We start from the raw sequence: 12,347 nt of genomic DNA, 5'->3' as shown, positions 1-12,347 counted from the left end.
TGTTAGCCTCGGCGCTTTTCGAAATCAGCCATAAAATCGATCAGTGCATCAACCGCTGCTTCGGGCACAGCATTGTAGATGCTTGCACGCATACCACCGACAGAACGATGCCCCTTAAGATTCAACAACCCTGCCTCTTCAGATTCGGCCAGGAAGGCTTTATCCAGAGCAGAATCCGCCAGTGTGAACGGAACGTTCATGATCGAACGGTTTCGCACAGCAACTGGGTTGGCAAAAAAGTCACTTGCATCAATCGCAGCATAGAGTTTAGACGCTTTGCGATGATTCAATTCCGCCATTGCAGACAAACCACCCTGGCGCTTAATCCACTGAAATACTAAACCTGACAGATACCAGGCCAGTGTCGGCGGCGTATTGTGCATCGACCCTTCAGCAGCGTGAACCGCATAGTCGTACATAGTCGGCGCTGTACTTAAGGGATTGCCTAATAGATCTTTACGCGCGATCACAACCGTTAAGCCGGCAGGTCCGATATTCTTCTGAGCACCCGCATAGATCAAACCAAAGCGTGAGACATCAACAGGCGCAGAGAGTATGTCCGAAGACATATCAGCCACAAGCGGCACGTCACCCGCGTCTGGAATGTAATCAAACTGAACGCCGCCAATGGTTTCATTGGTGGTGTAGTGAAGGTAGTTAGCCGTCGAATCAATAGAGAGATCAGACTGCAGCGGCGCTTCACAAAAGTTTGATGACTCAGTTGAGGCAGCGATAGAGACATCTGCAAAACGCTTTGCCTCTTTGATCGCTTTTTTCGACCAAACACCCGTGTTGATGTACGAGACCTTGCCACCTTGTGACAGATTCATCGGCACCATACCAAACTGACTGGTCGCGCCCCCTTGAAGGAACATGACAGCGTAGTCGTCACTGATGTTCATCAGATCACGCAAATCCTGTTCAGCCCCTTCAGCAACGCTAACAAACTCAGCGCTACGGTGGCTCATCTCCATAATAGAGAGGCCTTTGCCATGCCAATCCAACATTTCAGATTGGGCGATTTCTAGTACTTCCGTTGGCAGCGCTGCAGGGCCAGCGCTGAAATTAAATAGACGATTCATTTAATAGGGGTTCCGAGCCTCAATTACTCTTCTTCGCTGCCGTCGGAATCATCAGACTCCTCTTGTGCAACTTGACTCTCTTCTGATGCATTAGTTTCTGTTGAGTTACCCTCTCCAGCTGCATCAGTCGCATCTTCATCCTCTTCCGGCTCTTCGATTCGAGCGATACCGATCAGAGTCTCATCATCCGCTACGCGAATGAGTCGGACACCCTGGGTATTTCGACCGAGTGAGGAGATCTCAGAAGTACGGGTACGAACCATGGTGCCAAGATCACTGATCAGCATGATGTCATCGCCATCAAATACCTGGACAGCACCGGCCAACGCACCGTTACGATCGGTGCACTGCATAGCAATGACACCCATACCGCCACGACCACGAATTGGGAACTCTGTGATCGCTGTCTTCTTACCATAGCCTTTCTCAGAAGCAGTCAGCACCTGACCACCCTCCTTAGGCACCATCAATGAGATCACTTTAGCGACATCATCCAACTTAACGCCACGCACACCGCGAGCGGTACGACCCATCTCACGAACATCTGTTTCATTGAAGCGAATCGCTTTACCCGCAGAGGTCACCAGCATCACATCGTCGCTACCGTTTGTCAGTGATGCACCGATTAGGCGGTCACCTTCAACGATATCCAATGCAATCAGACCTGTACTGCGTGGGCGAGAGAAGGCCGATAGACGGGTCTTCTTCACGGTACCATTGGCTGTCGCCATGAATACGCAACGCTCATCATCAAACTCTTTAACAGGAAGAATCGTGCTGATGCGCTCACCCTCTGCCAACGGCAGAATATTGACCATAGGTCGACCACGAGCGGTACGGCTTGCCTGAGGGATCTCAAACACGCGCAGCCAGTAGACCTTACCGAAGTTGGTGAAACACAGGATCGTATCGTGACTGTTAGTCACCAGCAGATGCTCGACAAAATCTTCATCTTTCATTGCTGTCGCAGACTTACCTTTACCGCCGCGACGTTGTGCTTGGTAGGCCTCAAGCGGCTGTGTCTTCGCATAACCACCGTGCGAGATAGTCACAACCATCTCCTCTTCGGTGATCAGATCAGCAATGGTTAGATCCTGCATAGACGCAGTGATCTCAGTGCGACGCTCATCTGCGTACTCTGCAACCAGCTCGTTCAACTCTTCAGTAATCACTTCCATCAAACGAACGTGTGAGCCAAGAATCTCTAAAAGCTCTGCAATACGCTCGATAAGATCGCGGTACTCTTCAATCAGCTTTTCGTGCTCTAGACCGGTTAGACGGTGTAGTCGCAATTCGAGAATCGCTTGCGCTTGAGCTGGCGATAGGTAGTAGCTGTTGTCACGCAGGCCGAACTGAGCTTCCAAACCTTCTGGACGACAGGCATCTTCACCTGCACGCTCTAGCATATCCAACACCTGACCAGGCGCCCAAGCGGTCGCAATCAGCGCCTCTTTTGCCTCCGCAGGGGTTGGGGATTTCTTAATCAGTTCAATGACAGGATCAATGTTTGCCAGTGCGATCGCCAAACCTTCCAAGATGTGGCCACGCTCTCGCGCTTTACGCAGTAGGTAAACCGTACGACGTGTGACAACTTCGCGACGGTGACGAACGAAACACTCAAGCGCCGTTTTCAGATCCAATAGACGCGGTTGACCATCAACCAACGCCACCATGTTAATACCAAACACGCTCTGCAGCTGTGTCTGCGCAAATAGGTTATTGATGATGACATCAGGCACTTCACCACGACGCAACTCAATAACGATACGCATACCATCTTTGTCTGACTCATCGCGAAGTTCGCTGATACCTTCGATCTTTTTCTCTTTGACCAGCTCAGCGATCTTTTCGATCAAGCGCGCTTTGTTGAGCTGGTAAGGAATCTCGGTGATAACCAGCATAGGACGACCGTTTTTCGGGTGCTCCTCAACGTGGTGTTTTGCACGAACATAGATACGGCCACGACCTGTTCGGTAGGCCTGCAAAATACCTGCACGGCCATTGATAATACCGCCCGTCGGGAAGTCTGGACCTGGGATAAACTCAAGCAGTTCATCGATAGTAATATCCGGGTTCTCGATCAGTGCCAAACAGCCTCGAACCACCTCACCTAAGTTGTGGGGCGGAATGTTCGTCGCCATACCTACCGCAATACCCGCTGAACCATTGACCAACAGGTTAGGCACACGAGTCGGAAGGACCGCTGGAATCTTTTCGGTACCGTCGTAGTTATCGACGTAATCGACCGTCTCTTTATCCAGATCCGAAAGAAGCTCGTGAGAGATCTTCTTCATTCGAATTTCGGTGTAACGCATTGCCGCAGCAGAGTCACCGTCCACCGAACCAAAGTTACCCTGACCGTCTACCAGCATGTAGCGCATAGAGAAGTCTTGCGCCATACGAACGATCGTATCGTAAACCGCACTGTCGCCGTGAGGGTGGTATTTACCGATTACATCACCAACCACACGAGCGGATTTTTTGTAGGGTTTATTCCAATCATTACCCAGCTCATTCATCGCAAACAGCACACGACGGTGAACCGGTTTTAGGCCGTCACGCGCATCAGGTAGTGCACGGCCGACGATCACGCTCATTGCGTAATCTAGGTAGGACTGCTTCAGTTCGTCTTCGATATTTACCGGAAGAACTTCTTTGGTTAGGTCACCCATTATCTGGCGTTCCTTTTAGTCTTCTGTTCGCACCGCCACCCGGTGCAAAAATAAAGTCCACATCATAACACAAACAATTGAATCAAATCAGCTTTTGGGCCTTATTCAAAGGGGTGATAAACTAGCGCCATTAACCGTTAATGAATTGCCACTTTGGTAGCCTAAATGACCGATCAAACAAACCTGAATATCGACCCACAAGAGATCTCTAAATTCGAAGAGCTTGCATCACGCTGGTGGGATAAAGAGAGTGAATTCAAACCCCTTCACGATATCAACCCACTGCGAGTTGGCTTCATTGATCGTCATGCTGATCTGGCCGGCAAAGAGGTATTAGATGTCGGCTGTGGCGGTGGCATTTTATCGGAAGCGATGGCGCACCGCGGCGCCTCAGTTAGCGGCATTGATATGGGTGAAGCGCCACTAAAAATCGCCAAACTGCACGGCCTAGAGTCTGGCGTTAAAGTCGATTACACCCGCACAACAGCGGAAGAGTTCGCTGAACAGAACCCAGAGCGCTTTGATGTCGTCACCTGCATGGAGATGCTAGAACACGTTCCAGACCCAGCTTCGGTCGTAAAAGCCTGTGCAGCCCTAACCAAACCAGGTGGACGCGTTTTTTTCTCGACTTTAAATCGCAACCCGAAAGCCTACCTGTTTGCCATTTTGGGTGCAGAGCGTCTGCTTAAACTGGTTCCCAACGGCACACACGACTTCAACAAGTTCATCCGCCCGGCTGAACTGGCCAACCACATGCGTGCTGCTGGACTGGAGGTGGATGACCTATGCGGTATGACCTACAACCCACTGACCAAAGTCTACGCACTGAATGCTAATGATGTCAGCGTGAACTATCTGGTTGCCGCGACCAAACCACTATGAGATCTGCACTCTTTGATCTAGACGGCACACTGCTGGATACAGCCCCGGACTTTTATCGCGTCATTTGTCAGCAGGCACAGAACCACGGCTTCGCGGAGCCCGATTTTCAGCTAATTAGGGACAATGCCTCGAACGGCGGAAAGCCGATGCTTAAGGCCGCTTTCCCAGAGCAGTTCATTGCCAATGAGACAGCACTTCACAATGAGTTTCTCTCTCTGTATAGAAGTAACCCCGTCGAGAGTGGCGGTCTGTTTCCCGGCTTTAACGAAGCGTTGAGCTGGCTTGAAGAGCAGCAGATTCCCTGGGGCATTGTGACGAACAAACCTAGAGATTTGACGGATATCGTGCTTGAGCAACTGCAACTCACTGATCGCTGCAGTGTCTGCATCTGCCCAGAGGACGTTAGTCAATCAAAACCCGATCCAGAAGGGATTATCAAAGCGCTTAAAACGATTGATGCAACAGCAGAGCACTCACTCTACTTTGGCGACCATATTCGCGACATTGTCGCTGGAAAAGCGGCAGGCACACCAACGGTAGCCTGCACCTTCGGTTACTTAGCGCAAGGCGAGGATTATAGGGAGTGGCAAGCAACTCATGCACTTCATCAGTCCGAGAACCTTCTCTCATTTCTTAGTGAACAATTTATTTAAAAGGTCTAAGCATGTTTACCTACGACGCTCCCGAGCAACTTCTTGAAGGACGCACTATTCTGGTCACTGGTGCCGGTGATGGAATAGGTAAAGCTTCAGCTATCGCCTACGCCAAAGCGGGCGCGACTGTCATACTAGCGGGCCGCACCGAAGAGAAGCTTGAAGCTGTCTACGATGAAATTGAAGCGCTAGGCTGCAAACAGCCTGCCATCGTGCCGATCGACTTCGACAAGGCAAGCGAACCCGACTACATTGAGCTGGCTAACTTGCTGGATGAGACCTTTGGCAAGCTAGATGGCATCCTGCACAACGCAGGCATCCTTGGTCTAAGAACTTCGATTGAGAACTACGACCCGATCATCTGGGAACAGGTAATGCGCGTGAACGTCAACGCACCGTTCATCCTGACACAGACCCTAATGCCACTGCTTAGACAATCCGAAGACGCCTCAGTCATTTTTGTCACTTCGGGGGTTGCGACCAAGGGCCGTGCCTACTGGGGTGCCTACTGCGTCTCTAAATTCGCCACACTGGGACTGATGGAGACCTTAGCTGACGAGCTAGAGAATGACCCAAGCATCCGCATCAACGCCATCAATCCAGGCGGTACCGCCACTGCAATGCGTGCCTACGCATACCCTGCAGAGGACCCAAGCACCATTGCAACACCCGACGATATCCAACCTGCGTATCTATTCCTAATGGGACCTGATAGCAAAGGAGTCAACGGACAGAATATAGATGCACAAGGTGCAATGTCTGCTGCGGATTTTAGCTAGAGAGCGAATACCCAGCCTAAAGGCTGGCCATTACCAACGTTGGAGCGGTCTTAAAAAGGCCGCGATCTTAGTAGAGATGACTGGCCTTCAGCCTGTCATCCGCAGTTAGATTTTAATGCCTATCTGGAAAACACCGATAAAGCAGATGACAGGCTGAAGGCCCGTCACTATCAGCTAGAGAGAGGGATCAGACCGAAGGACAGCCCCCTCAATTGTCACCCTCGCTTGCCCACCACACGAACCTTACGCTTGCGGCGGTCCTGTCGGGCTGAATCACGGTTGTGATCGGTGGTTTGACGTATTTTCTGGCGTTTGTATTCGCGCTCTTTACGATCAAGATCTTCGGGATTGATCGAAGGCACTTTGCGACGCTCTAGCAGCAGCTCATCCGTTAGAATGTCGACCTCTTTCTGACCAAGCTCTCGCCAAGTGCCTACCTTAACGTCACTGGGCAGGAATACCGGCCCGAAACGGACACGCTTTAGGCGGTTAACTTGCAGCTCTTGAGACTCCCAAAGACGACGAACTTCACGGTTACGACCCTCCATCACACAACAGTGGAACCATTTATTGGCACCTTCACCATTGAAGTAACGAACGTCGGTAAACTTAGCCATGCCATCTTCAAGCAGAACACCGTCGGTTAAACGCTTGAGTACAGCATCACTGACATCACCTAGAACTCGAACCGCGTATTCGCGGTCAATGTTGCTCGATGGGTGCATCATCTTGTTAGCAATTTCACCATCGGTAGTAAAAACCAAAAGACCCGATGTATTGATATCGAGACGACCGATCGCAACCCAACGCTCAGATTTAAGCTTCGGCAGATTATCAAAGACAGTTGGCCTGCCTTCAGGATCATGGCGAGTGCAGACTTCACCAATGGGTTTATTGTAGATAAGAACTCGAGCCGTTTGGCTACCCGCACTGTTCAGTTCAATAGATTTGCCATCGACCTTAATCTGGTCTTCAGCAGAAACACGATCACCAAGAGTCGCCAATTTGCCGTTTACTTCGACTCGACCCTCTTCGATCCAACGCTCCATCTCACGACGTGAGCCTACACCGGAGCGCGCCAACACTTTTTGCAGTTTTTCATCAGACATGCGGACGCAACCTCAAAACATAGAAACAAAAAGACCCTTCCGAGGAAGGGCCTTCACTCATAGGGCGATTATATATCAATCTATGGTTGGCAGTTGATCTTTTGTGATACCACGAGAAGCCATGTACTCTGCGAATACAGTTGGAGTGCGACCGCGACCTGTCCAGGCATGGGTTTGACCACTTGCATCGGTAATCTGGTACTTAGCTTTCACCTCTTTACGAGATTTAGGCGCCGATTCAGTGATACCAGTTAGCTCATCGAGCGCAATACCCGCTTCACGCATCTTCTGGCGAATCGCTTCAATCGCCTCCAGCTTTGCACGGTTCTGCTCTAGTAAAGCAGCTTCCTCAGCGCGACGCTCTTCAAGAATATCCGTTAGATCGGCAATCACTTTTTCGATCTCATCTGCACCAACCGATTGGCACTGTTTACGAAGAGAGTTTTTGCGCAAAAGAGTTTTAATAAAATCGCTCATCAAAAATTCCTAATACTATTAATAGTTGGCAAAGGGGATGCACAGTTTTAATTTAACGCCAACATAATATATAAAAATAAATAGTTTTCTCAATATAAAAATTTAAATAAATAAAAATATTTAAAAAACCTAAACCAAACAATTAAATTAAACCACGAATAAATCCATTTAAATAAATTTACAAAGTTCTAATTTTTAATAGCGACAGCGAATAAAAAGATGATTAGAATCACCTAGAAAATAACCATTCAAAGAAGCCATGTTTAAGTTTAGAGAATCGCCAAAACCGCTCATCTGGAGCTACACCCTTCTACTCGCGTTAGGCCTCGAGGCTGGGGCTTTAGTTTTTCAATACCTACTCGACTACGGTCCCTGTGCTCTCTGCGTACAGATTCGTGCCACACTCTTTGGCGCCCTTCTCTTGGCAGTATCCGGGAAGATCTTCTCAGCGCGTTCTATACAGACGCTGCTCGCTTTTTTACTTGTTCCACTGATGGCTTTTCTGCTTTACCAGAGCTACCAAGTTTTAGGGATCGAGCGCTACTGGTTTGAGAGCAGCTGCACATTGAGCGACCCTTTCCCAAACTGGTTTCCCCTTCACCTTTGGCTTCCGGCAATATTTGAACCTTGGGAGCTATGTGGCTACACGCCAGAGATCATTAAAGGGATCACTATGGCAGAGGTGCTTATTGTCACTGCAGCGGTATCTTTAGCCTTATCAATTTGGCATTTAATCAATCAGCTAAAGAGTCAATAAGTTTGGAAGAGATTCTATTTCTTGCCGCTGCAGGTATTTTAGGTGGCATCGTAAACTCTCTTGCTGGCGGTGGAAGTTTTATCACATTCCCCGCTCTGATTGCTGTTGGGGTTCCCCCTGTCATCGCCAATGCCAGCAACACCTTTGCTGCAACAGCTGGCTATCTTTCGGGCACCTATGCGCTTCGACAAGAGATAAAAGATTCACCTAAAAAACTTCTGATCTTCTCTTTTATCTCTGCGATCGGCGGAATAATAGGTGCCTACCTGTTAACACAAACCTCTAACAGCGAATTTGAAAAAGCCGTGCCTTGGCTACTACTCTTCGCGACTCTGCTGTTTATTTTTGGCGGACAGTTTAATAAGACATTACAAAAGTGGAGCCAAAAACATCGCCATATCGATAAAGCACAAAACGGGTTATTTACCCTGCTTTTTATTGGCGTATCAATCTACGGTGGATTCTTTAATGCAGGACTGGGGATATTACTGCTGAGTTACTGCAGCTTAGCAGGCTATCGCTCTGTTAATGAGATGAATGCACTTAAACTGCTCTACTCATCGACCATTTCAGGTTGTGCCATTGTGCTGTTCTTAATCAATGATCTGATTAGCTGGAACGAAACATTGATACTACTGGTTGGCACACTAATTGGGGGCTATGCAGCAGGCATCATCTCCAAGAGGATTCCAAACAGCTGGGTTAGACTGGCCATCATTTTTGCCAGCACAGCCATCACCCTCTGGTTCTTTACCAGCATTTACCTACTGGACTAATTGACGGGAGTAACCAGGCTTCCTGATTCGATATAGGCTTTTACATTATCGACAACCAACTGGGCCATTGCCGTTCGGGTTTCAAACGTGGCACTACCAACGTGTGGCAATAGCAACACATTAGGCAGATCCATTAGCGCCTCTGGCACCTCTGGCTCTCTCTCAAAGACATCCAACGCCGCACCACCCAACTCACCGGACAGCAGAAGATCAACCAGTGCCTTTTGATCCACCACCGCACCGCGGGCGATATTGATCAGCGAACTTTGTGGTCCCAAGGCCTGTAACACCTCTCGATCGATCATCTGATAGGTCTCTGGCGTACTTGGACAGAGCAGAAGCAAGTAGTCGGACCATTTTGCCAGCTCAACAATCGACGCTTCATAAGCGTAGTCGACATCCTCCCGTGGATGACGATTGTGATAGCGAATCTGCATTGAAAACGCCTCGGCTCTCTTAGCAGTCTCCAATCCAATGCGTCCTAATCCGACAATACCCAGGCGCTTACCGCTGACTTTTTGCCCCATCGGTGGTGTTGGGTTGCTAAGCCATTCACCGCGACGAACAAATCGTTCAGCCTCACCCATACAGCGCGCTTGTGAGATCAGCATTCCAATCGCCATATCCGCCACACACTCGTTAAGCACGTCGGGTGTGTTGGTCACTTGAACGCTTCGCGAAGTCGCAAACTCGACATCCACTTTGTCGTAGCCAACGCCCCAGTTAAAGATCACTTTAAGATTGGGCAGCTGCTCCATCAATGCGTTTGCACAGCCTTTGCCGGCACTGGTGACCACCAATTCAAAATCGGCACCCTGATCCGCTAAAAACTGATTCGCATCACCCTGCTTATTTAGCGGAACCAGTTCAACCACCTCCGCCAACATACCTTTTAGCTCAGCACTAATGCCGGCAACAAGAAGCGCCTTGGTTTTATCCATTAGATGACCTTTTGTAGTCAGACAACCAACCCAAACCCTCTAAAGTCGTTGTTTTAGGTCGATATTCGCAACCAATGAATCCTTGATACCCTTTTTGATCGAGCCAGTTAAAGAGGTAGGAGTAGTTGATTTCGCCGCTGGATGGTTCATTGCGATCGGGCACGGATGCGATCTGCATATGATCAATCAGAGGCCAGTATCGCTCTAAACGGGTAATAAGATCCCCGCACATAATCTGAGCATGGTAGAGGTCAAACTGCATTTTTAAATTTGTGCGATTGGCCAACTCAATAACCTCTGCTGCTTGCTCAGGTGTCGTTAAAAAGTAGCCTGGCATATCACGACTGTTAATCGGCTCAATTAACACATTGATACCTGATAAGTTCAGTTGATCGGCCGCCCAGGTTAAATTATTCAGATAGGTTTCAAATGCCTTTGGATCGGAAAAATCGGCTAGCCCGGACATGATGTGCAGACGTCGATTGTCCAACACCTCGGCATAAGAGGCCGCCTGTTCAATCGAGGCTTTAAACTCAGATTCGCGACCGACCAGCGCCGCTAGCCCACGTTCACCCGCACCCCAATCACCGGCAGAGGCATTGAACAGCGCTTGCTCCAAACCAGACTCATTTAAAAGGTCTTTAATCTGTTCCGCAGGATAGTCGTACGGGAAAAGATACTCGACCGAATCAAAACCGGCTTTTTTTGCCGCAACGAAACGCTCTAAAAAGGGAAGGTCTGAAAATAGAAACGATAGGTTAGCAGCAAAATTTAACATCTATACTTCACTCTTAAACAGTTGCTCGACCTTGTTAAGTACCCGACGACAGAGTTCTGTCGCATCCTGTTCACTGTTCATCTCGACATAACAGCGCAGCTCTGGAGCATTACCAGAGGGACGAAGATGGACAATCGTATCAGTATCAAAGTCGACACGATAACCATCGGTCTGATCGACTGATCGAATACCACCCAAAGACCAAGGCATTAGCGATTCAAACTGCAGCTGTCCCTCATTCAGACGCTGTAACATCGATTGGCTCCACTCGGTCGCTATCCCTGGAATGCGATCCGATGCGGTGTATCGCTCTGGCAGCTCGGCCGACAGTTGACTGGCCTTAAGCTGATTCTGTTTGGCGAGGTAGATGACCGCCAGCATTGGCAGAACAGCATCACGCGTCGCCAACGTTGAAAGCGTTGACCCATTCAGTCCAACATCGCTACCTAACAAAAATCCACCGTTCGCTTCAAAACCGGCAACAACACCCTCTGCAACCGACTCCATTCCTGCAATCACATAGGGTGAGCCTATTCGTGTACGCAGCGTTTGATCAAACCAACCGCTTAATTCCAGTGCCGTATTACTGCTGACGGGAGTCACAACCGCTTCTGCACCGACCGCCTTTGCTGTGAGGACACCCAGAATATCACCGCGGAAAAAGGTCCCTGTCTCATCGGCGATGAGAGGACGGTCCGCATCACCATCGGTAGAGACCAAAAGATCAAATCCAACCTCAGACGCCCAACGCTTAGCCTGTTCAATATCCTCTGCACGCACCGCTTCAGTATCGATCGGCACAAACTGTTCTGTCCGACCAAGGGCAATCACCTCTGCCCCCATCGCCTCGAACAGTTCACTTAACAGATCACGAGCAACACTTGAGTGCTGATAGATAGCGACCCTCAAGCCAGAACAAAGATCTTGACCGAAACAGTCAACATAGCGTGATAGGTAAGCCGACTTAGCACCAGCATCAATCGCAGGCAGTTCTGGACACTCAATAATTTGAGGCAGCACGACCTCGGCCGATGAGATCGACTCTTCATGTGCCTTATTGATCTCACCCTCGACGCTGTAAAACTTAATGCCGTTCCGATCGAACGGGATATGGCTGCCAGTCACCACAATCGCAGGCGCATGCATCTTAGACGCGTAGTAGGCGACGGCTGGTGTTGCCAATGCACCGACATAAATCACCTCGACACCTAAGTCCCTCATGGCCGCCATACAGGCTCGGGTAATTTGCGGGCTGGAGGGACGCAGGTCATGACCTATAACAACACGACTCCCTTGACCTGCCGCTTGCCAAAACGCAGCAGCAAAGGCGTACGCGACCTCATTGGTTAGCTCACTGACCAAGCCTCGAACGCCACTGGTACCAAACTTAACGCCCGCTTCAGAAATTTTCATAATCAAATAGATCCTTTACTCATGGATG

Annotated in this window: 12 protein-coding genes; 5 read left to right on the top strand and 7 right to left on the bottom strand. The window is 49.4% G+C overall.

Annotation, left to right across the window (positions count from 1 at the left end; translation table 11 throughout):
• Positions 1–2: 2 nt before the first annotated feature.
• Both serC and gyrA read right to left on the bottom strand, forming a co-directional pair.
• Entirely contained in the window at positions 3–1,082 is a 1,080-nt protein-coding gene (gene serC, locus XMG59_RS06340) for a 3-phosphoserine/phosphohydroxythreonine transaminase (protein WP_173481317.1), read from the bottom strand.
• 23 nt (positions 1,083–1,105) lie between these two features.
• Complete coding sequence (gene gyrA, locus XMG59_RS06335; RefSeq protein ID WP_173481318.1) at positions 1,106–3,754, bottom strand: DNA gyrase subunit A; 2,649 nt, start codon at positions 3,752–3,754, stop codon at positions 1,106–1,108.
• Between the two features lie 165 nt (positions 3,755–3,919).
• Between gyrA and ubiG the strand changes: the two genes are divergently transcribed.
• The 3 genes from ubiG to XMG59_RS06320 are packed head-to-tail and all read left to right on the top strand — an operon-like array spanning position 3,920 to position 6,068.
• The gene (ubiG, locus tag XMG59_RS06330; protein WP_173481319.1) at positions 3,920–4,636 is read left to right on the top strand and encodes a bifunctional 2-polyprenyl-6-hydroxyphenol methylase/3-demethylubiquinol 3-O-methyltransferase UbiG; all 717 of its coding nucleotides are present in this window, start codon (positions 3,920–3,922) and stop codon (positions 4,634–4,636) included.
• Complete coding sequence (locus XMG59_RS06325) at positions 4,633–5,289, top strand: HAD family hydrolase (RefSeq protein ID WP_173483083.1); 657 nt, start codon at positions 4,633–4,635, stop codon at positions 5,287–5,289. The genes ubiG and XMG59_RS06325 overlap by 4 nt, the downstream gene beginning before the upstream one ends.
• Positions 5,290–5,300: 11 nt before the next feature.
• Entirely contained in the window at positions 5,301–6,068 is a 768-nt protein-coding gene (locus tag XMG59_RS06320; protein WP_173498395.1) for a YciK family oxidoreductase, read from the top strand.
• Between the two features lie 215 nt (positions 6,069–6,283).
• Here XMG59_RS06320 and rluB read toward each other — a convergent pair whose 3' ends face one another.
• Together rluB and XMG59_RS06310 are read right to left on the bottom strand one after the other, a co-directional pair.
• Positions 6,284–7,177 carry a 23S rRNA pseudouridine(2605) synthase RluB gene (rluB, locus tag XMG59_RS06315; RefSeq protein ID WP_173481322.1) on the bottom strand — a complete coding sequence of 298 codons (894 nt, stop codon included), beginning with the start codon at positions 7,175–7,177 and terminating at the stop codon, positions 6,284–6,286.
• A 75-nt stretch (positions 7,178–7,252) separates the two neighbouring features.
• On the bottom strand, positions 7,253–7,654 hold the full coding sequence (locus tag XMG59_RS06310) for an H-NS family nucleoid-associated regulatory protein (RefSeq protein WP_173483084.1): 402 nt from the start codon (positions 7,652–7,654) through the stop codon (positions 7,253–7,255).
• Positions 7,655–7,913: 259 nt separating this feature from the next.
• Here XMG59_RS06310 and XMG59_RS06305 point away from each other — a divergent pair, with 259 nt between their 5' ends.
• Positions 7,914–8,411 (top strand): disulfide bond formation protein B, encoded by a 498-nt coding sequence (locus tag XMG59_RS06305; protein ID WP_173488712.1) that lies wholly within the window; start codon positions 7,914–7,916, stop codon positions 8,409–8,411.
• A gap of 2 nt (positions 8,412–8,413) precedes the next feature.
• Positions 8,414–9,187: a sulfite exporter TauE/SafE family protein gene (locus tag XMG59_RS06300; RefSeq protein ID WP_217362073.1), complete on the top strand. Its 774-nt coding sequence runs from the start codon at positions 8,414–8,416 to the stop codon at positions 9,185–9,187.
• On the opposite strand, the gene XMG59_RS06295 is transcribed toward XMG59_RS06300, so the two are convergent.
• Genes XMG59_RS06295 through XMG59_RS06285 form a run of 3 tightly spaced genes read right to left on the bottom strand, consistent with a single transcriptional unit; the run spans position 9,184 to position 12,319 of the window.
• On the bottom strand, positions 9,184–10,128 hold the full coding sequence (locus XMG59_RS06295; RefSeq protein ID WP_173498394.1) for a 2-hydroxyacid dehydrogenase: 945 nt from the start codon (positions 10,126–10,128) through the stop codon (positions 9,184–9,186). The two genes, XMG59_RS06300 and XMG59_RS06295, sit on opposite strands and share 4 nt — an antisense overlap.
• Positions 10,121–10,906, bottom strand: coding sequence for a 2-oxo-tetronate isomerase (gene otnI / locus XMG59_RS06290; RefSeq protein WP_173498393.1), 786 nt, complete (start codon positions 10,904–10,906; stop codon positions 10,121–10,123). Before otnI ends, XMG59_RS06295 begins: the two co-directional genes overlap by 8 nt.
• Positions 10,907–12,319 (bottom strand): phosphomannomutase, encoded by a 1,413-nt coding sequence (locus XMG59_RS06285; protein ID WP_173484317.1) that lies wholly within the window; start codon positions 12,317–12,319, stop codon positions 10,907–10,909.
• Between the last annotated feature and the right edge of the window lie 28 nt (positions 12,320–12,347).

The sequence above is a fragment of the Marinobacterium sp. xm-g-59 genome, assembly GCF_013283315.1.
Taxonomy (GTDB): Bacteria; Pseudomonadota; Gammaproteobacteria; order Pseudomonadales; family Balneatricaceae; genus Marinobacterium_E.
The sequence above is the reverse complement of the archived record's forward strand: the minus strand, read 5'-3'. Positions and strand labels throughout refer to the sequence as shown.